The sequence below is a fragment of the Qingrenia yutianensis genome (assembly GCF_014385105.1).
Lineage (GTDB): Bacteria > Bacillota > Clostridia > UMGS1810 > UMGS1810 > Qingrenia > Qingrenia yutianensis.
This window is the reverse complement of the sequence record NZ_JACRTE010000002.1, coordinates 213,009-230,671: the sequence shown is the minus strand read 5'-3', so window position 1 is coordinate 230,671 and position 17,663 is coordinate 213,009. Positions and strand designations below refer to the sequence as shown.

Annotated in this window: 28 protein-coding genes; 27 read left to right on the top strand and 1 reads right to left on the bottom strand. The window is 42.5% G+C overall.

Going from position 1 to position 17,663, the window contains the following annotated elements; genetic code table 11:
- The first annotated feature begins 27 nt into the window (after positions 1 to 27).
- The 3 genes from H8706_RS03115 to ppdK all read left to right on the top strand — a co-directional run bounded on the left by H8706_RS03115 (position 28) and on the right by ppdK (position 3,718).
- Complete coding sequence (locus H8706_RS03115) at positions 28 to 168, top strand: YqzL family protein (protein WP_178347617.1); 141 nt, start codon at positions 28 to 30, stop codon at positions 166 to 168.
- On the top strand, positions 128 to 898 hold the full coding sequence (gene recO, locus H8706_RS03110) for a DNA repair protein RecO (RefSeq protein WP_262431439.1): 771 nt from the start codon (positions 128 to 130) through the stop codon (positions 896 to 898). The genes H8706_RS03115 and recO overlap by 41 nt, the downstream gene beginning before the upstream one ends.
- A 189-nt stretch (positions 899 to 1,087) precedes the next feature.
- Positions 1,088 to 3,718: a pyruvate, phosphate dikinase gene (gene ppdK / locus H8706_RS03105; RefSeq protein WP_262431438.1), complete on the top strand. Its 2,631-nt coding sequence runs from the start codon at positions 1,088 to 1,090 to the stop codon at positions 3,716 to 3,718.
- Positions 3,719 to 3,956: 238 nt separating this feature from the next.
- On the opposite strand, the gene H8706_RS03100 is transcribed toward ppdK, so the two are convergent.
- Positions 3,957 to 4,691, bottom strand: coding sequence for a copper amine oxidase N-terminal domain-containing protein (locus tag H8706_RS03100; RefSeq protein WP_262431437.1), 735 nt, complete (start codon positions 4,689 to 4,691; stop codon positions 3,957 to 3,959).
- 210 nt (positions 4,692 to 4,901) lie between these two features.
- On the opposite strand from H8706_RS03100, the gene proC reads away from it, so the two are divergent.
- From proC to rplF, 24 genes are all read left to right on the top strand, one after another.
- Positions 4,902 to 5,681 carry a pyrroline-5-carboxylate reductase gene (gene proC, locus H8706_RS03095; RefSeq protein WP_262431436.1) on the top strand — a complete coding sequence of 260 codons (780 nt, stop codon included), beginning with the start codon at positions 4,902 to 4,904 and terminating at the stop codon, positions 5,679 to 5,681.
- Positions 5,682 to 5,741: 60 nt separating this feature from the next.
- Positions 5,742 to 6,326, top strand: a complete 585-nt coding sequence (locus H8706_RS03090) for a stage II sporulation protein M (protein ID WP_262431435.1) — start codon at positions 5,742 to 5,744, stop codon at positions 6,324 to 6,326.
- Positions 6,327 to 6,366: 40 nt separating this feature from the next.
- On the top strand, positions 6,367 to 7,248 hold the full coding sequence (gene xerD, locus H8706_RS03085) for a site-specific tyrosine recombinase XerD (protein WP_262431434.1): 882 nt from the start codon (positions 6,367 to 6,369) through the stop codon (positions 7,246 to 7,248).
- A 427-nt stretch (positions 7,249 to 7,675) separates the two neighbouring features.
- Positions 7,676 to 7,987, top strand: a complete 312-nt coding sequence (rpsJ, locus tag H8706_RS03080; protein WP_178347610.1) for a 30S ribosomal protein S10 — start codon at positions 7,676 to 7,678, stop codon at positions 7,985 to 7,987.
- Between the two features lie 110 nt (positions 7,988 to 8,097).
- Positions 8,098 to 8,730 (top strand): 50S ribosomal protein L3, encoded by a 633-nt coding sequence (gene rplC / locus H8706_RS03075; protein WP_178347609.1) that lies wholly within the window; start codon positions 8,098 to 8,100, stop codon positions 8,728 to 8,730.
- Positions 8,731 to 8,755: 25 nt separating this feature from the next.
- Positions 8,756 to 9,379, top strand: a complete 624-nt coding sequence (gene rplD, locus H8706_RS03070) for a 50S ribosomal protein L4 (RefSeq protein ID WP_178347608.1) — start codon at positions 8,756 to 8,758, stop codon at positions 9,377 to 9,379.
- A complete protein-coding gene (gene rplW, locus H8706_RS03065; RefSeq protein WP_178347607.1) occupies positions 9,379 to 9,669 on the top strand; it encodes a 50S ribosomal protein L23 in 291 nt (96 codons plus the stop codon). The genes rplD (H8706_RS03070) and rplW (H8706_RS03065) overlap by 1 nt, the downstream gene beginning before the upstream one ends.
- Positions 9,670 to 9,693: 24 nt before the next feature.
- Complete coding sequence (gene rplB, locus H8706_RS03060; protein WP_178347606.1) at positions 9,694 to 10,527, top strand: 50S ribosomal protein L2; 834 nt, start codon at positions 9,694 to 9,696, stop codon at positions 10,525 to 10,527.
- A gap of 39 nt (positions 10,528 to 10,566) precedes the next feature.
- Positions 10,567 to 10,845, top strand: a complete 279-nt coding sequence (gene rpsS, locus H8706_RS03055; protein WP_262431433.1) for a 30S ribosomal protein S19 — start codon at positions 10,567 to 10,569, stop codon at positions 10,843 to 10,845.
- Between the two features lie 42 nt (positions 10,846 to 10,887).
- Positions 10,888 to 11,574 (top strand): 50S ribosomal protein L4, encoded by a 687-nt coding sequence (rplD, locus tag H8706_RS03050; protein ID WP_262431432.1) that lies wholly within the window; start codon positions 10,888 to 10,890, stop codon positions 11,572 to 11,574.
- The gene (rplW, locus tag H8706_RS03045) at positions 11,574 to 11,864 is read left to right on the top strand and encodes a 50S ribosomal protein L23 (protein ID WP_178347607.1); all 291 of its coding nucleotides are present in this window, start codon (positions 11,574 to 11,576) and stop codon (positions 11,862 to 11,864) included. Before rplD (H8706_RS03050) ends, rplW (H8706_RS03045) begins: the two co-directional genes overlap by 1 nt.
- 24 nt (positions 11,865 to 11,888) lie before the next feature.
- Positions 11,889 to 12,722, top strand: a complete 834-nt coding sequence (gene rplB / locus H8706_RS03040; protein WP_178347606.1) for a 50S ribosomal protein L2 — start codon at positions 11,889 to 11,891, stop codon at positions 12,720 to 12,722.
- Positions 12,723 to 12,761: 39 nt separating this feature from the next.
- The gene (gene rpsS, locus H8706_RS03035) at positions 12,762 to 13,040 is read left to right on the top strand and encodes a 30S ribosomal protein S19 (RefSeq protein WP_178347605.1); all 279 of its coding nucleotides are present in this window, start codon (positions 12,762 to 12,764) and stop codon (positions 13,038 to 13,040) included.
- Between the two features lie 42 nt (positions 13,041 to 13,082).
- Complete coding sequence (rplV, locus tag H8706_RS03030) at positions 13,083 to 13,436, top strand: 50S ribosomal protein L22 (RefSeq protein ID WP_178347604.1); 354 nt, start codon at positions 13,083 to 13,085, stop codon at positions 13,434 to 13,436.
- A gap of 16 nt (positions 13,437 to 13,452) precedes the next feature.
- On the top strand, positions 13,453 to 14,130 hold the full coding sequence (rpsC, locus tag H8706_RS03025) for a 30S ribosomal protein S3 (protein WP_178347603.1): 678 nt from the start codon (positions 13,453 to 13,455) through the stop codon (positions 14,128 to 14,130).
- A 3-nt stretch (positions 14,131 to 14,133) separates the two neighbouring features.
- Entirely contained in the window at positions 14,134 to 14,574 is a 441-nt protein-coding gene (rplP, locus tag H8706_RS03020) for a 50S ribosomal protein L16 (protein ID WP_178347602.1), read from the top strand.
- On the top strand, positions 14,564 to 14,764 hold the full coding sequence (gene rpmC, locus H8706_RS03015; protein ID WP_178347601.1) for a 50S ribosomal protein L29: 201 nt from the start codon (positions 14,564 to 14,566) through the stop codon (positions 14,762 to 14,764). The genes rplP and rpmC overlap by 11 nt, the downstream gene beginning before the upstream one ends.
- Positions 14,765 to 14,842: 78 nt before the next feature.
- Entirely contained in the window at positions 14,843 to 15,097 is a 255-nt protein-coding gene (rpsQ, locus tag H8706_RS03010; protein WP_178347600.1) for a 30S ribosomal protein S17, read from the top strand.
- Between the two features lie 23 nt (positions 15,098 to 15,120).
- Positions 15,121 to 15,489: a 50S ribosomal protein L14 gene (gene rplN / locus H8706_RS03005; protein ID WP_178347599.1), complete on the top strand. Its 369-nt coding sequence runs from the start codon at positions 15,121 to 15,123 to the stop codon at positions 15,487 to 15,489.
- A 21-nt stretch (positions 15,490 to 15,510) separates the two neighbouring features.
- Positions 15,511 to 15,837: a 50S ribosomal protein L24 gene (gene rplX, locus H8706_RS03000; protein WP_178347598.1), complete on the top strand. Its 327-nt coding sequence runs from the start codon at positions 15,511 to 15,513 to the stop codon at positions 15,835 to 15,837.
- Positions 15,838 to 15,860: 23 nt separating this feature from the next.
- Positions 15,861 to 16,406, top strand: coding sequence for a 50S ribosomal protein L5 (gene rplE, locus H8706_RS02995; RefSeq protein WP_178347597.1), 546 nt, complete (start codon positions 15,861 to 15,863; stop codon positions 16,404 to 16,406).
- A 16-nt stretch (positions 16,407 to 16,422) separates the two neighbouring features.
- Positions 16,423 to 16,608: a type Z 30S ribosomal protein S14 gene (locus tag H8706_RS02990; RefSeq protein WP_178347596.1), complete on the top strand. Its 186-nt coding sequence runs from the start codon at positions 16,423 to 16,425 to the stop codon at positions 16,606 to 16,608.
- A gap of 51 nt (positions 16,609 to 16,659) precedes the next feature.
- Complete coding sequence (rpsH, locus tag H8706_RS02985) at positions 16,660 to 17,058, top strand: 30S ribosomal protein S8 (RefSeq protein WP_178347595.1); 399 nt, start codon at positions 16,660 to 16,662, stop codon at positions 17,056 to 17,058.
- 27 nt (positions 17,059 to 17,085) lie between these two features.
- Positions 17,086 to 17,631 carry a 50S ribosomal protein L6 gene (gene rplF, locus H8706_RS02980; protein ID WP_178347594.1) on the top strand — a complete coding sequence of 182 codons (546 nt, stop codon included), beginning with the start codon at positions 17,086 to 17,088 and terminating at the stop codon, positions 17,629 to 17,631.
- Positions 17,632 to 17,663 lie beyond the last annotated feature (32 nt).

Below are 17,663 nucleotides of genomic sequence, written 5' to 3'. Positions count from 1 at the left end.
TAAAAATATGCTTTTGGAGGGATTTTTGTGGAGGAAAACTTTTTTTGGAGTGTATTTGAAAAAACAGGCAATGTTGAGAGCTATCTCGGCTACAGGGAAATTTGCGATTATGAGGGAGCAATAAAGAATGATGAGCAAGGCAAGGGGACTGATTCTGAAAGTAAATAAGCTGTCCGACAACGACGCGCTTTTTACCGTTTTATGTGAGGATATGACAAAAATAACCGTCATAGCAAAGGGCATAAGAAGTATGAAACACAAATCTTTTTCCGCTATGCAGCAGTTTTGTTACAATGATTTTGAATTAAACGGGAGCGGCGGATTTTTCTCGCTTTCGAGCGCCGCCCTGCTTAATAATTTTTACAATATCCGTTCAAGCGTGGACAAGCTCAGTTTCGGTGCGTATCTTGCAGAGGCGGCAAAGGTTGCGTCTGAATATTTGGAGGGCGACAACGAATATTTCCGCTTTTTGCTCAACTGCCTTTATTTTATCGAAAATGCCGAGAAAAAAGCGGTTAACGGCGACGTTTTGACCGAACTTAAAAGGATAAAAGGAATATTTGAGCTTAAAACGGTGTCGGACGCAGGGTTTGCCCCGTCGCTCGATATGTGCGCGCACTGCGGTGCGAAAACCGACCTTGAATATTTTGACGTTTCGGCAGGCGGAGCTGTGTGCAAAAACTGCTCCGGCGACGGTTCGGTGAGAATTTATCCCAAACTTTCGGGATTTATGAAATTCATTCTCGCAAAAGATATGAAAACAGTTTTCAATACGTCAAATATCGGCAAGGCGCTTATAGAAGATTTGAATTATATAACCGAAAAATACTTTCAATTCAGGCTTGAATATTACTTCAAAAGCCTTGATTATTTGAATAAAGTTATTGAAAATATGTAATGTGTTGTGAAAAATACATAAAAATCAATCTTAAAATCCAATAAATTACATTAAAAATTACAGAAATTTAACGAACAAAGTAATTTTTAAAAAAAACAGTGGAAATTTTTCAAAAAATGGTTTAAAATTATAGAGATGCGAAGAATAAAGTACAAAGTGTCTAAATTTAACTAGGGGGTAATTGATTAAATGGCTAAAAAGTATGTTTACCTTTTTTCCGAAGGTGATGCCTCAATGAGAAATCTCTTGGGCGGCAAAGGTGCCAACCTCGCAGAGATGACAAGACTCGGAATGCCTGTTCCGCAGGGATTTACCGTTACTACGGAAGCCTGCACAAAGTATTACGAGGACGGAAAGAAAATCAATGATGAAATCCAGGCTGAAATTATGGAGTACATCATAAAAATGGAAGAAATCACGGGAATGAAATTCGGCGATACCGAAAATCCGCTCCTCGTATCGGTACGAAGCGGTGCAAGAGCGTCGATGCCCGGTATGATGGATACCATTCTTAACCTCGGTCTTAACGAAACCGTTGCCGAAGTTATGGCGAAAAAGTCGAACAATCCCAGATGGGCTTACGACTGCTACAGAAGATTTATTCAGATGTATTCCGACGTTGTTATGGAAGTCGGCAAAAAATATTTTGAACAGCTCATCGACGAAATGAAAGAGAAAAAAGGCGTAACCCAAGACGTTGAGCTTACCGCTGAAGATTTGAAAGAGCTTGCAAATCAGTTTAAAGCTGAATACAAAGCTAAAATCGGCGAAGATTTCCCGGACGATCCGAAGGAACAGCTTATGGGCGCTATCAAAGCCGTATTCCGTTCGTGGGACAACCCGCGTGCAAACGTTTACAGACGTGACAACGACATTCCTTATTCGTGGGGTACTGCCGTTAACGTTCAGATGATGGCATTCGGTAATATGGGCGATACATCGGGTACCGGTGTTGCGTTCACAAGAAACCCTGCTACAGGTGAAAAGAAACTCTTCGGTGAGTTCCTTCTTAACGCACAGGGCGAGGACGTTGTTGCAGGTGTAAGAACACCGCAGCCGATCGACCAGCTCAAAGACGTTATGCCCGAAGTTTACAACCAGTTTGTAGACATCTGCTCTAAACTTGAAAACCATTACCGCGATATGCAGGATATGGAATTCACAATTCAGGACAAAAAACTTTATATGCTCCAGACAAGAAATGGTAAAAGAACGGCTGCCGCTGCTCTTAAAATTGCTTGCGACCTTGTTGACGAGGGTATGATTACAGATAAAGACGCGGTTAAGATGATCGACCCGAGAAACCTCGATTCGCTCCTCCATCCGCAGTTTGACCAGGTTGCGCTTAAGAAAGCCGACGTTCTCGGCAAAGCGCTTGCCGCATCGCCCGGTGCCGCTTGCGGTAAAGTTGTATTCACGGCTGACGACGCAAAAGCTTGGGCTGAAAAAGGCGAAAAAGTCGTTTTGGTACGTCTTGAAACTTCGCCTGAAGATATTGAAGGTATGAAAGCCGCACAGGGTATCCTCACTGTAAGAGGCGGTATGACCTCTCACGCAGCGGTTGTTGCAAGAGGTATGGGTACTTGCTGTGTATCGGGCTGCTCCGATATTATTATGGACGAAGAAAACAAAAAGTTCGTTCTCGCAGGCAAAACCTTTACAGAGGGTGACGAAATCTCCATCGACGGTTCGACAGGTAACATTTACGACGGTATTGTTCCCACAGTTGAAGCTTCTATCGGCGGTGACTTCGGCAGAATTATGGCTTGGGCTGACAAATACAGAACTCTTAAAGTAAGAACAAACGCAGACACACCGGCTGACGCTGCAAACGCAGTTAAACTCGGCGCTGAAGGTATCGGTCTTTGCCGTACGGAGCATATGTTCTTCGAGGGCAACAGAATTGACGCATTCAGAGAAATGATTTGCGCTGACACTGTTGAAGAAAGAGAAGCTGCACTTGATAAAATTCTTCCTATGCAGCAGGGCGACTTTGAAAAACTCTACGAAGCTTTGGAAGGCAACCCGGTAACAATCCGTTTCCTCGATCCTCCGCTCCACGAGTTTGTTCCCACAGAGGAAGCTGATATTGAAATTCTCGCAAAAGCACAGGGTAAAACAGTAGGCGAAATCAAAGACATCATCAACAGCCTCCACGAAGCTAACCCGATGATGGGTCACAGAGGATGCCGTCTTGCGGTAACTTACCCCGAAATTGCTAAAATGCAGACAAAAGCGGTTATCCGCGCTGCTATAAAAGTTCAGAAAGCACACCCCGACTGGAAGATTGTTCCCGAAATTATGATTCCGCTCGTATGTGAAGTTAAAGAGCTTAAATTCGTTAAAAACGCGGTTGTTGAAACTGCTGACGCTGAAATCAAAGCATCGGGCATCGATCTTAAATATGAAGTTGGTACTATGATTGAAATTCCGCGTGCGGCTCTTACAGCTGACGAAATCGCAAAAGAGGCTGATTTCTTCTGCTTCGGTACAAACGACCTTACACAGATGACATTCGGTTTCTCGCGTGATGACGCAGGCAAATTCCTCGAGTCTTACTATGATACAAAGATTTTCGAGAACGATCCGTTTGCTAAACTCGACCAGAACGGCGTAGGCAAGCTTATGGAAATGGCTATCAAACTCGGTAAGCCTGTTAATCCGAAACTTCACGTTGGTATCTGCGGCGAACACGGCGGCGACCCCTCGTCTGTTGAGTTCTGCCACAAGATTGGTCTTGACTATGTATCCTGCTCGCCGTTCAGAGTGCCGATCGCACGTCTTGCGGCTGCACAGGCTAAAATCAACGAACTTAACTAATCGATTTTCGGTTTGTTAAAACAATAATTAAAAGCCTTTCCGTTTATCGGAAAGGCTTTTTCTGTTGTGCTTTTTTGAGCTGATGTGCAATTTTTATGTTCGTATGTTCTTGAACGGCGGTGCAGTGCCGGTTATGAAAGAGCAAATTATAAAAGTACAAAACGCCCCGCAAATTTTGCAGGACGCCTTGTAAGGGTGTTATGAATTTGATATGGCAGAAATTTGCCGTTAAAGCTAATTATTGTTTATCCGATTTTCCAACTGCGATTGTTACTTTTTCGTCGGATTTTCCCGCTTCAACCGTGTTGTTTGTTTCGGCTTCGCCTTTGGTAATCATATCGGTAATGTGCAATTCGCCGTTCTTCACCTCAATGTATTTATCCAAAACGTCGGTAAAAAAGCTTGCCGGGACGTATGTTTTGTCATCAACAAGAACGGGCGCGCAATCAAGCTCGAGAGCTTTCATTCTGCCTTTGATGTATTTGTTTTCGCCGAGCGTAACCGAGAACATTCCTGAATTAAGTACCGCGGTGTTGGTGTCTTCCTCCCATTCAACGGTCAAGCCGTCAGCCTCTGCAAGTTCACGCAGGGGGAGCATAACAACACCGTCTTTAACAACGGGAGCGCCCTTGATTTCAGCGCCGTCCGTGCCGAAAACAATTTTCGAAAGCGTAACCGCTTCCGCTTTATAGGGCACGCCTTCTTCGCCGTTCTCCGAAATAAGCATAATGCCGTTTTCACCAATTTGATTTTCGTCTGCTGCAACGGGAATTGAATCTTTTTCCAATGAGGTGAGCGCTGCTGTGAGGTTGGGGTCGCCGCCGTCGTAAACGGGCGCAGCATCAGCCTCGGTGGCAGGGAGGGTAACTACGAGGTCGTCGTAATTTGCGGATTCGTCGGAGTTTGCAAATGCGGCAATCGCAGATGCAGGAATGGTAAGTGCAAGTGTTAAAGCCAAGATTTTCTTTTTCATATTATGTACTTCCTTTCTTTTTGCATTTTTCGTTTTGCCGTAAGCAAATTCAAAATGCTTTTATTTTTTTGTTATCACTTATTAGACGTTTGAAGCTTAAAAAAGTTCCGTAAATTTTAAAAATTTTTTAAAAAATTTTAAATTTCTATATACAAAAAATTTAAATTGTGCTAAAATAAACTTATATTCATATAAGAAACGGTGATTTTTATGACAAACAAAATTTTGGGATTTATAGGAACGGGCAATATGGGTTCCGCGATAATCGGCGGAGTTATCGGCAAAACCGATACCGTAAATGCCTATGATATAAAAAAGAATGAAAATCTGGCGGTTAATTATAAGGAAAGCATTGCGGATTTGGTAAATCCGAGCGGTGTTATCGTTTTGTGCGTTAAGCCGAATATGTTTGAAACAGTGCTTGCGGAGGTGAAAAACGCCGACTACAAGGACAAGCTTTTTATATCAATTGCGGCAGGAATTACAAAGGATTATATAAAAGAAAAACTCGGCGATGTAAAACTTGTGCGCGTTATGCCCAATCTTCCGCTTTGCGTGGGCGAGGGTATGAGCGTTGTTTGCCCCGATGACGGTTTGCCGGACAGCGATATGGAAATTGTAAAACTGATTTTTGAGTCGTCTGGCAAAATGTGCATTATGAGCGAGGATTACATCAACAAGGCTATTGCGGTTAACGGGAGCGGCCCGGCATACGTGTTTATGTTTATCGAGGCTATGGCGGACGCACTTGTGAAAAACGGCGTTGACCGAAAAAATTCGTATACGCTCGCGGCGCAGACGGTGCTCGGCTCGGCAAAAATGATGCTCGAAACAGGACTTCACCCCGGCATTTTGAAGGATATGGTCTGCTCGCCCGCCGGTACAACCATTGACGCGGTAATCGACCTTGAAAAAACGGGTTTCCGTCACGCGGTGATGAGCGCGGTTCAGAAATGCACCGACAAATCTGTTGAAATGAGCAAAAAATAAGGTTATATTTTGTCCTTCTCCTCATATAATTTATTATTAAAACATATGAGGAGTGGGAAAATGAAACGTGCGGCAGAATATTTAAAACGGAATTCTTACATATATATAACGGCATTTGTGCTGTTTGTAATCGGCGTGTGCATCGGTGCGCTCGGCGCGGCAGGCATTGAGGGCGGTGAGCTTTCGTCACTTAAAGAATATGCGGAAAGTTTTTTCGGCAGTGCGCAGAAAATCGCGCACGCGGAGGTTTTCAGAAAATGCGCGGTTAAAAATTTTGAACTCGTCTTTGTGTGCGGATTTTGTGCGATGTTTGTCTTTACAATGCCGGTATGCTTTGCCGCGGTGGGATTTAAAGGCTTTACAACGGGATTTGCGGCAGGATTTATATTAAAAGCGTTCGGCTCAAAAGGTGCGCTTTTTATTTTTTCGTCATTTATACCGTCGCTCGTGTTTTTAATTCCCGTTATGTTTCTGATGTGCGGATTTTGCGTGCGTTTTGCGTTTATGTGCCATAAAAATACAGCAAGACGCAAAAAAGAGCTTGTGCCGTTTGCGCTTTCGATGTCGGCAATGTGGGCGGCTATGAGCATTATTGATTTAACCGACAGTTTTGTGTCGGAATTTGTTGTAAAAGGAATATTTTAGTTGTTATACGGGGCATAAAGCCTTACGAAAGGATAAAAAGATGGCGGATTTACTTGACGATTTTGCCGAATATATGCAGTCTGAACGAAGCTCGTCAAAAAGCACTGTTCAGGCTTATATGCGCGATATAAAGCAATATATGGTTTATGCGAAGGACAACCTTGTTGACGTTACAAAGGCGACGAGGCAGAATGTTTTGTCGTACGTTATGTATCTCGAACGGAGCGGAAAGGCTCCGTCCAGCGTGACGAGGGCGGTTGCCGGGATACGTATGTTCTACAAGTATCTTCTAAAGGAAGGAAAAACGAGGGACAACCCTGTTTACAGATTAAAGCTTCCCAAGGGTGACAAAAAACTTCCTGATATTCTCACGGTGGAGGAAGTTGACCTGCTTTTGAGCCAGCCGTCGCAGTCGACGTTTAAGGGCAAGCGCGACAAAGCTATGCTCGAACTTATGTATGCGTCGGGAATGAAAGTGTCGGAGCTTGTGTCGCTCGGCGTTGACGACGTTGACATTGATTTGGGATTTGTAAAATGCGTGTCGCTTCCGCACGCGAGAATTGTTCCGCTCGGTGCGCCGTGCATTGCCGCGCTCGCCGACTATTTGCAGTACGCAAGGTTTTATATGATAAAAAGCGAGGGCGAGAAAAAGCTTTTTGTAAATTGCAGCGGAACAAAAATCACGCGTCAGGGATTTTGGAAAATTATAAAAGAATATGCGAAAAAAGCGAATATCGACAAGGACATCACACCGCATACGCTCCGCCATTCATTCGCGGCGCATCTTATAGAAAACGGCGCGTCGCTTTCGGCGGTGCAGGAGATGCTCGGACACAGCGATATTGCCTCAACTCAAATGTATTCGCGCCTTGCACGTCCGAGAATTAAGGACGTTTACACAAAAGCTCACCCGAGAGCGTGAAAAGCGGCGGAAAAGAGCTGATTTTGCCTGCTTTTTCGTTAAAAATGACGAAATTATGCACATAAATTTTATATATCTGCAAATATATTTTGTGTATATTTAACGAAATTTTGAAAAATATGCCGTTTTCGGTGTTAAAAGTTAAAAAAAACTTGCAAAAATGTTGTATATGATGTAAAATATACGAGTGTGGCTTGACATACGATGATGCGGGAGGTTACGGCAATACGCCAATTTCCGCGGAGAATGTCCGAATCATTGAACTCGGGCGGCTTGCATCACAGTACAATATTTTTGTGTTGTATTATGCCCGGTTTGCACGTGTCAAAACCGGGATTTATAATGCAAAAAGCGTGAAACACACGGCTATGTGTACTGTTTGTGATGTCGTAATGCACAACAAAATTACGATAAGGAGGTACTACAAATGGCTAATCAGAAAATCAGAATTAAGCTTAAAGCTTATGACCATCAGTTGGTTGACCAGTCGGCACAGAAAATTGTGGAAACAGCGCAGAGAACGGGCGCTAAAGTTTCGGGCCCTATCCCGCTTCCGACAAAGAAAGAAATCGTTACAATCCTGCGTGCGGTTCACAAGTATAAAGATTCCCGTGAACAGTTCGAAATGAGAACTCACAAAAGATTGATTGACATTCTTGAACCCACTTCAAAAACAATCGACACATTGCTTAAAATTTCATTGCCCGCAGGCGTTGATATTGAAATCAAGCAGGTGTGATTGAATTTTAACATCAAGGTATAAGACAGCGTGACTGCAGAAAAAAGTGCAGTCGGTCAATGTTGGAGAGAATATCTTCAACCAATAACCGAATCAGGAGGAAGAAAATTATGCAAAAAGCAATTTTAGGAAAAAAGCTTGGAATGACTCAAGTTTTTGCAGAAGACGGCACAGTAATTCCCGTTACCGTTGTTCTTGCAGGTCCTGTAACCGTTACACAGCTTAAAACTGTTGAAAACGACGGCTACAAAGCGGTTCAGGTTGGTTTTACCGACATTCCCGAAAGAAAGGTAAACAAGCCTTTGAAAGGTCATTTTGACAAAGCGGGCGTCAGCTATAAGAAAACTTTAAGAGAGTTCAGATTTGACGGCGGCGTTGAATACAATGTCGGCGACGAGATTAAAGCTGATGTATTTGCCGCAGGCGATAAAATCGACGTTACCGGTACGAGCAAAGGTAAAGGTTTTGCCGGCACAACAAAAAGATGGGGAACTCACAGAGGCCCTATGTCGCACGGCTCAGGCTATCACAGAGGCGTAGGTTCTATGGGTGCTTGTTCAACTCCTTCGAGAGTTATGAAAAACAAAAAGCTCCCCGGACATATGGGTGTTGAAAAGGTTACAATTCAGAACCTTGACGTTGTTAAGGCAGACGCTGAAAACAACCTTCTTCTCATTAAAGGAGCAGTTCCCGGCCCTAAAGGCGGATTGTTGAAAATAGTAAACACAGTTAAAAGCAAATAAGATTTTTAGAAAGGAGGACTAAAATATGCCTAAAGTAGGTTTATATAAAATGGACGGAAATAAAGTCGGCGACATCGAGCTGAACGAAGCGGTATTCGGTCAGGAAGTAAACAAAAGCGCTTTGCATCAGGTTGTCGTTAACTATCTTGCAAATCAAAGACAGGGCACGCAGAGCACCAAAACTCGTTCAGAGGTTTCGGGCGGCGGTATCAAACCGTGGCGTCAGAAAGGTACAGGCCGTGCAAGACAGGGCAGTATCAGGGCTACACAGTGGATTAAGGGCGGTATCGCATTAGGTCCCAAACCCAGAGATTACAGCTACACTCTCAACAAAAAACTTAAAAGAGTTGCTCTTAAATCGGCGCTCAGCGCAAAGGTTTTGGAGGACGAAATCAAAGTTGTTGAAGATATGAAGGTTGAAGGCTACAAAACAAGTGTTATCGCTAATATGCTTAAGAGTCTTGATGTTAACTCAAAGGCGCTTATCGTTACTTGCGACAAGGACGATTTAATCGTTAAATCGGCAAGAAACATCAAAGGCGTTACACCTACATTTGTAAATGTTTTGAACGTTTACGATATTTTAAGTCACGACCAGCTTATTATCGCTAAAGAAGCGGTAGCAAAGATTGAGGAGGTGTTCGCATAATGTTTGCACACGACATCATCATTAGACCGATAATCTCTGAAAAGAGTATGGATCAGTTGGCTGATAAAAAATACACCTTCGAGGTTAGAAAAGACGCCAACAAAATTGAAATCAAAAGAGCCGTTGAAGAAATCTTCAATGTAAAGGTTGTGTCTGTCACAACATCGAATGTTCTCGGAAAAATTAAGAGAATGGGAGCAACTTCGGGTAAAAGAGCGGATTGGAAAAAGGCAACCGTTAAACTTTCGGCTGACTCCAAGACGATTGAATTCTTTGAAGGCTTGGCTTAATAACGAAAAAGGAGTGTAACGAAAATGGCGATTAAAAAATTTAATCCTACTTCTCCTGCACGCAGATTTATGACGGTGTCAACCTTTGAGGAAATCACAAAGGCAGAGCCGGAAAAATCGTTGCTTGAACCTCTTAAAAAGAATTCAGGCAGAAACTCTTACGGCAGAATTACTGTTCGTCACAGAGGCGGCGGGAACAAGAGAAAATACAGAGTTATAGATTTTAAGAGAAACAAAGACGGTATGAACGCTAACGTTATCGCAATCGAGTACGATCCCAACAGATCGGCAAACATTGCGCTTATCGAATATGAGGACGGCGTAAAGAGCTACATCATCGCTCCTTACACACTCAAAGTAGGTGACGTTGTACGTTCGGGATCTGACGCTGATATTAAGCCGGGTAACGCGCTTATGATTGCAGACATCCCCGTTGGTACCTTAATTCACAATATCGAGCTTGCTCCGAATAAGGGCGGTCAGCTTGTAAGAAGTGCCGGAAACTGTGCACAGCTTATGGCTAAAGAGGGCAAATTTGCCCAGGTAAGACTTCCTTCGGGCGAAGTTAGAATGATAAGAATTGACTGCAGAGCTACAATCGGTCAGGTAAGCAACCTCGACCACGAAAATATTTCTATCGGTAAAGCCGGAAGAAAAAGACATATGGGTTGGAGACCTACCGTCCGCGGTGTTGTTATGAACCCCTGTGATCACCCCCACGGCGGCGGTGAAGGTAAATCTCCTGTCGGTATGCCGAGCCCTGTTACTCCCTGGGGTAAACCCACACTCGGTTACAAAACACGTAACAAGAAGAAACAGAGCAACAAATTTATCGTTAAGAGAAGAAACGCAAAATAATATAAAACTTATTTTTATATTTCGGAAGGAGGTTTATCAATGGGCAGATCGGTTAAAAAAGGTCCCTTTGTCGAAGAACGTCTTTTAAAAAGAATTATTGATATGAACGACGCAGGTGAAAAGAGAGTTATCAAAACCTGGTCGAGAGCGTCCACAATTTTCCCTGAAATGGTAGGACACACAATCGCGGTTTATGACGGCAGAAAACACGTTCTGGTTTATGTGAGCGAGGATATGGTCGGTCATAAGCTCGGCGAATTTGCACCCACAAGAACTTTTAAAGGTCACGCAGGCGCAAAAACAACCGGAGTTAAGTAATTTTAATAAAATATCCTATTACTTGAGAGGAGGATTTATTTAATGGAACAGACAGTTTCAAGCGAAGCAAGAGCAAAAGTTAGCTATGCTCGCATTTCTTCGAGAAAAGTTAAAATCGTTATTGATTTAATCAGAAACAAATCTGTCGGCGACATCGAGCTGAACGAAGCGGTATTCGGTCAGGAAGTAAACAAAAGCGCTTTGCATCAGGTTGTCGTTAACTATCTTGCAAATCAAAGACAGGGCACGCAGAGCACCAAAACTCGTTCAGAGGTTTCGGGCGGCGGTATCAAACCGTGGCGTCAGAAAGGTACAGGCCGTGCAAGACAGGGCAGTATCAGGGCTACACAGTGGATTAAGGGCGGTATCGCATTAGGTCCCAAACCCAGAGATTACAGCTACACTCTCAACAAAAAACTTAAAAGAGTTGCTCTTAAATCGGCGCTCAGCGCAAAGGTTTTGGAGGACGAAATCAAAGTTGTTGAAGATATGAAGGTTGAAGGCTACAAAACAAGTGTTATCGCTAATATGCTTAAGAGTCTTGATGTTAACTCAAAGGCGCTTATCGTTACTTGCGACAAGGACGATTTAATCGTTAAATCGGCAAGAAACATCAAAGGCGTTACACCTACATTTGTAAATGTTTTGAACGTTTACGATATTTTAAGTCACGACCAGCTTATTATCGCTAAAGAAGCGGTAGCAAAGATTGAGGAGGTGTTCGCATAATGTTTGCACACGACATCATCATTAGACCGATAATCTCTGAAAAGAGTATGGATCAGTTGGCTGATAAAAAATACACCTTCGAGGTTAGAAAAGACGCCAACAAAATTGAAATCAAAAGAGCCGTTGAAGAAATCTTCAATGTAAAGGTTGTGTCTGTCACAACATCGAATGTTCTCGGAAAAATTAAGAGAATGGGAGCAACTTCGGGTAAAAGAGCGGATTGGAAAAAGGCAACCGTTAAACTTTCGGCTGACTCCAAGACGATTGAATTCTTTGAAGGCTTGGCTTAATAACGAAAAAGGAGTGTAACGAAAATGGCGATTAAAAAATTTAATCCTACTTCTCCTGCACGCAGATTTATGACGGTGTCAACCTTTGAGGAAATCACAAAGGCAGAGCCGGAAAAATCGTTGCTTGAACCTCTTAAAAAGAATTCAGGCAGAAACTCTTACGGCAGAATTACTGTTCGTCACAGAGGCGGCGGGAACAAGAGAAAATACAGAGTTATAGATTTTAAGAGAAACAAAGACGGTATGAACGCTAACGTTATCGCAATCGAGTACGATCCCAACAGATCGGCAAACATTGCGCTTATCGAATATGAGGACGGCGTAAAGAGCTACATCATCGCTCCTTACACACTCAAAGTAGGTGACGTTGTACGTTCGGGATCTGACGCTGATATTAAGCCGGGTAACGCGCTTATGATTGCAGACATCCCCGTTGGTACCTTAATTCACAATATCGAGCTTGCTCCGAATAAGGGCGGTCAGCTTGTAAGAAGTGCCGGAAACTGTGCACAGCTTATGGCTAAAGAGGGCAAATTTGCCCAGGTAAGACTTCCTTCGGGCGAAGTTAGAATGATAAGAATTGACTGCAGAGCTACAATCGGTCAGGTAAGCAACCTCGACCACGAAAATATTTCTATCGGTAAAGCCGGAAGAAAAAGACATATGGGTTGGAGACCTACCGTCCGCGGTGTTGTTATGAACCCCTGTGATCACCCCCACGGCGGCGGTGAAGGTAAATCTCCTGTCGGTATGCCGAGCCCTGTTACTCCCTGGGGTAAACCCACACTCGGTTACAAAACACGTAACAAGAAGAAACAGAGCAACAAATTTATCGTTAAGAGAAGAAACGCAAAATAATATAAAACTTATTTTTATATTTCGGAAGGAGGTTTATCAATGGGCAGATCGGTTAAAAAAGGTCCCTTTGTCGAAGAACGTCTTTTAAAAAGAATTATTGATATGAACGACGCAGGTGAAAAGAGAGTTATCAAAACCTGGTCGAGAGCGTCCACAATTTTCCCTGAAATGGTAGGACACACAATCGCGGTTTATGACGGCAGAAAACACGTTCCGGTTTATGTGAGCGAGGATATGGTCGGTCATAAGCTCGGCGAATTTGCACCCACAAGAACTTTTAAAGGTCACGCAGGCGCAAAAACAACCGGAGTTAAGTAATTTTAATAAAATATCCTATTACTTGAGAGGAGGATTTATTTAATGGAACAGACAGTTTCAAGCGAAGCAAGAGCAAAAGTTAGCTATGCTCGCATTTCTTCGAGAAAAGTTAAAATCGTTATTGATTTAATCAGAAACAAATCTGTCGGCGAGGCACTTGCAATTTTGAAATTCACACCCAAGGCTGCTGCCGAAATAGTTGAAAAACTTTTAAAATCTGCTGTTGCGAACGCAGAAAATAATCATAATATGGACGTTGAAAAACTTTATGTTGCCGAGATTTTCGCAAATCAGGGTCCGACATTAAAGAGAGTTCAGCCCAGAGCACAGGGCAGAGCGTTCAGAATAAGAAAAAGAACAAGCCATATTACTGTTGTATTGAAAGAGAAAGAATAAGAAGGAGGTAAGAGTTTTGGGCCAAAAAGTACATCCGCACGGATTAAGAGTAGGCGTTATCAAAGATTGGGATTCCAAATGGTACGCTAATAAAAAAGACTTTGGTGATAATCTCGTAGAAGATTATAAAATCAGAAAGTTCCTTAAGAAATCACTTTTTGCTGCAGGTATTGCAAAAATTGAAATCGAAAGAAACGACAATAAAGTAAGAATTAACATTTTCTCGGCTAAACCCGGTATCATCATCGGCAGAGGCGGCGCAGAAAAAGACAAAATTAAGGCAAACGTAGAAAAACTCATCAATAAAAACGTTATTATCAATATCGTTGAGGTTAAAGGTGCTGAAGCAAACGCACAGCTCGTTGCAGAAAATATTGCTGCACAGCTTGAAAGACGTATTTCCTTCAGACGTGCTATGAAACAGTGTATGCAGAGAGCTATGAAGCTCGGCGTTAAAGGTATCAAAACCTCTGTTTCGGGACGTTTGGGCGGTGCTGAAATTGCAAGATGCGAACAGTATCACGAAGGTACTATTCCGCTTCAGACTTTGAGAGCCGACATTGACTACGGTTTCTATGAAGCTGATACAACTTACGGCAAAATCGGCGTTAAGGTTTGGATTTACAAAGGCGAAGTTCTTAAATCAAACAAACCCAGCAAGCCGGCTGCCGCTAAAGGCGAAGGAGGTAAATAATCTATGTTGTTACCTAAAAGAGTAAAATACAGAAGAGTTATGAGAGGTCGTATGACCGGTAAAGCAACAAGAGGAAATAAAGTAAGCCACGGCGAGTATGGTATTCAGGCTTTGGAACCCGCTTGGATTACAAGCAACCAGATTGAGGCTGCCAGAATTGCAATGACACGTTATATCAAAAGAGGCGGTCAGGTTTGGATTAAAATATTCCCCGACAAGCCGGTAACGGAAAAACCTGCTGAAACTCGTATGGGTAGCGGTAAAGGTTCACCCGAATACTGGGTAGCTGTTGTTAAACCGGGCAGAGTAATGTTTGAAATCGGCGGCATTAGTGAAGATGTTGCAAAAGAGGCGCTCCGTCTTGCTATGCACAAGCTTCCGGTAAAATGTAAAATTGTTTCCCGCCAATCTCAGGAAAGTGACGGTGATTCGAGTGAAAGTTAATGAAATCAGAGATTTTGCAGATATGGAATTGGAGCAGAAGCTCACAGAGCTTAAAGCCGAATTATTCAATTTGAGATTTCAGCTTGCTACAAACCAGCTTGACAATCCCAAAAGAGTAACAGAGGTTAAAAGAACGATTGCAAAAATAAAAACAGTCCTTCGCGAAAGAGAGTTAAAACAATCTGTTTAATGTAATTCTGATTGGCAGATAAGATAATTCTGAAGGAAAAACCGTATTTTATTTTGTAAAAAGGAGGATTTAAGCAAAGTGGAACGTAATTACAGAAAAGTTCGTATAGGCAAAGTTGTAAGCGACAAAATGGACAAAACAATCGTTGTTGCCATTGAATACAACGTTAAACACAGCTTGTACGGCAAAATCGTTAAAAGAACTTATAAATTAAAAGCTCACGATGAAGAAGGCGTTGCAAAGATCGGCGATAAGGTTAAAGTTATGGAAACCAAACCTATTTCCAAAGACAAACGCTGGAGATTGGTTGAGATTTTAGAGAAAGCTCAATAATACTCGGAAAGGAGAGGTTTGTAGTGATACAGCAACAAACTTTGTTAAAAGTTGCCGATAACACAGGTGCGAAAGAAATTATGTGCATCAGAGTGCTCGGCGGCAGCAAAAGAAGATTTGCCAACATTGGTGACACTATTATTGCTTCGGTTAAAAAAGCAACACCAGGCGGTGTTGTAAAAAAAGGCGAAGTTGTTAAAGCCGTTGTTGTAAGAAGCGTTAAAGGCTTAAGAAGAGCAGACGGCACATATATTAAATTTGATGAAAATGCGGCTGTTATAATCAGAGATGATAAAACTCCGAAAGGAACTCGTATATTCGGACCCATCGCCCGTGAATTAAGGGAAAAAGAGTATATGAAGATATTGTCTTTGGCACCCGAAGTTTTATAAGACAAGGAGGCGTTTTGGTTAATGAGAACTAAAGTTCATATTAAAAAAGGGGACGACGTTATTGTTTTATCCGGTGTTGACAAAGGCAAAAAGGGTAAAGTTTTAAGCGTTATTCCCAAAGAAAGAAAAGTAATCGTTGAAGGCGTGAATATGGCTACAAAGCACAAAAAGCCCAAGAGCCAGACAGATCCGGGCGGAATTATCCACCAGGAAGCTCCGATTTATGCCTGCAAGGTTATGCACGTTTGCAACAAGTGCGGAAAACCGACTCGTATCGGTCACAAGATTTTGGCTGACGGCGAGAAGGCAAGAGTTTGCAAAAATTGCTTGGAAGTTTTTGATAACTAATTAAGAGAGGAGGATTTTCGCTTATGGCAAGCAGATTAAATGCGCATTACGAAAACGAAGTTAAAAAAGCGCTTATGGAAAAATTCGGCTACAAAAGCCCGATGGAAATTCCTAAATTAGAAAAAATCGTTATAAATATCGGCGTCGGCGAAGCTAAAGACAACTCTAAAGCTTTGGACGCAGCGGTTAACGACCTTGCGCTTATCACAGGTCAGGCTCCCGTGGTAACAAAGGCACGCAATTCGGTTGCTAACTTTAAAATCAGAGAGGGTATGAATATCGGCTGCAAGGTTACACTCCGCAAAGATAAGATGTATGAGTTCCTTGACAGACTCTTCAATATCGCTCTTCCCCGTGTAAGAGACTTCAGAGGTATCAACCCCAACTCTTTCGACGGCAGAGGAAACTATTCTCTCGGTATTAAAGAGCAGCTCATATTCCCTGAAATCGATTACGATAAAATCGACAAAATCAGAGGTATGGACATTATTATGGTAACTACCGCAAAAACAGATGAAGAAGCACGCGAACTTTTAACACTTATGGGTGCTCCGTTCATCAGAGCGTGAGAGGAGGAAATAAATCGTGGCTAAAAAAGCGATGGTATTAAAACAGCAGAAAAAGCAGAAGTATTCTACAAGAGAATACAACAGATGCAAAATATGCGGACGACCTCACGCATACCTCAGAAAATACGGTATTTGCCGTATTTGCTTCAGAGAATTGGCTTACAAAGGTCAAATCCCCGGCGTAAGAAAAGCAAGCTGGTAAGGCTTTGAAAAAATATATTCGGATTAGATTTTAAAAAGGAGGTAGCACAATATGCAGATAACCGATCCTATCGCTGATATGCTTACCCGTATCAGAAACGCAAATTCATCAAAACATGAATCAGTTTTAATCCCTTCTTCTAAAATGAAAGTTGCAATCGCTAAAATTCTTGACGATGAAGGTTATATAAACGGTTATGAAGTTATAGATGACGGTAAACAGGGCGTTATTAAAGTTACTCTTAAGTACGGCGCTAACAAAACTAAAGTTATTACCGGCATTAAAAGAGTGAGCAAGCCCGGTCTCAGGGTTTATGCCAACAAAGAAGAAATGCCTAGAGTTTTGAGAGGTCTTGGTATTGCCATTGTATCCACTTCAAAGGGTATTATGACAGACAAAGACGCGAGAAAGAATAACGTAGGCGGCGAAGTTTTGGCATTTATTTGGTAGTATTTTTACTAATTGGAGGTGAACACATTGTCAAGAATAGGCAGAGCACCGATTGACATTCCAAGCGGTGTAGAAGTTAAAATAAATCCCGATAACGAGGTTATCGTCAAAGGCCCTAAAGGTACATTGACAAAGAAACTCCACAGGGATATGATTATAAAAACCGAAGGCGCGGTTTTGGTTGTTGAAAGACCTTCCGAGGATAAGGCGCACAAAGCTTTGCACGGTCTTACAAGGTCGCTTTTGGCAAATATGGTGACGGGCGTAACCGAAGGCTTTTCAAAAACTTTACAGATTAACGGTGTTGGTTACAGAGCCGCAAAACAGGGTAAAAAGGTTGTTTTAAACCTTGGCTATTCGCACCCCGTTGAGGTTGAAGATTCTGATGATTACACATTGGAGGTTCCCGATCCGAACACAATCATTGTTAAAGGTATTGACAATCAGATTGTCGGTGAGGTAGCAGCTAAAATCAGAGAAAAAAGACTTCCCGAACCCTACAAGGGCAAAGGTATCAAGTATGCTGATGAAGTTATCAGAAGAAAAGAAGGTAAGACCGGCGCTAAAAAATAATTGTACGGTCTTTGAAAAGTTTAAGAAAGGAG

Bases quoted from the DNA above. Each gene is read 5' to 3' on its own strand.
- rplW (WP_178347607.1), top strand. From the start codon at position 9,379: ATGTTTGCACACGACATCATCATTAGACCGATAATCTCTGAAAAGAGT.
- H8706_RS03100 (WP_262431437.1), bottom strand. From the start codon at position 4,691: ATGAAAAAGAAAATCTTGGCTTTAACACTTGCACTTACCATTCCTGCA.
- rplP (WP_178347602.1), top strand. From the start codon at position 14,134: ATGTTGTTACCTAAAAGAGTAAAATACAGAAGAGTTATGAGAGGTCGT.
- rpsJ (WP_178347610.1), top strand. From the start codon at position 7,676: ATGGCTAATCAGAAAATCAGAATTAAGCTTAAAGCTTATGACCATCAG.
- rplV (WP_178347604.1), top strand. From the start codon at position 13,083: ATGGAACAGACAGTTTCAAGCGAAGCAAGAGCAAAAGTTAGCTATGCT.
- xerD (WP_262431434.1), top strand. From the start codon at position 6,367: ATGGCGGATTTACTTGACGATTTTGCCGAATATATGCAGTCTGAACGA.
- rpsS (WP_262431433.1), top strand. From the start codon at position 10,567: ATGGGCAGATCGGTTAAAAAAGGTCCCTTTGTCGAAGAACGTCTTTTA.
- rpsS (WP_178347605.1), top strand. From the start codon at position 12,762: ATGGGCAGATCGGTTAAAAAAGGTCCCTTTGTCGAAGAACGTCTTTTA.
- rplB (WP_178347606.1), top strand. From the start codon at position 11,889: ATGGCGATTAAAAAATTTAATCCTACTTCTCCTGCACGCAGATTTATG.
- rplC (WP_178347609.1), top strand. From the start codon at position 8,098: ATGCAAAAAGCAATTTTAGGAAAAAAGCTTGGAATGACTCAAGTTTTT.
- rpsH (WP_178347595.1), top strand. From the start codon at position 16,660: ATGCAGATAACCGATCCTATCGCTGATATGCTTACCCGTATCAGAAAC.
- proC (WP_262431436.1), top strand. From the start codon at position 4,902: ATGACAAACAAAATTTTGGGATTTATAGGAACGGGCAATATGGGTTCC.
- rplB (WP_178347606.1), top strand. From the start codon at position 9,694: ATGGCGATTAAAAAATTTAATCCTACTTCTCCTGCACGCAGATTTATG.
- rplD (WP_178347608.1), top strand. From the start codon at position 8,756: ATGCCTAAAGTAGGTTTATATAAAATGGACGGAAATAAAGTCGGCGAC.
- H8706_RS03090 (WP_262431435.1), top strand. From the start codon at position 5,742: ATGAAACGTGCGGCAGAATATTTAAAACGGAATTCTTACATATATATA.
- rplW (WP_178347607.1), top strand. From the start codon at position 11,574: ATGTTTGCACACGACATCATCATTAGACCGATAATCTCTGAAAAGAGT.
- rplX (WP_178347598.1), top strand. From the start codon at position 15,511: ATGAGAACTAAAGTTCATATTAAAAAAGGGGACGACGTTATTGTTTTA.
- ppdK (WP_262431438.1), top strand. From the start codon at position 1,088: ATGGCTAAAAAGTATGTTTACCTTTTTTCCGAAGGTGATGCCTCAATG.
- recO (WP_262431439.1), top strand. From the start codon at position 128: ATGATGAGCAAGGCAAGGGGACTGATTCTGAAAGTAAATAAGCTGTCC.
- rplD (WP_262431432.1), top strand. From the start codon at position 10,888: ATGGAACAGACAGTTTCAAGCGAAGCAAGAGCAAAAGTTAGCTATGCT.
- rplE (WP_178347597.1), top strand. From the start codon at position 15,861: ATGGCAAGCAGATTAAATGCGCATTACGAAAACGAAGTTAAAAAAGCG.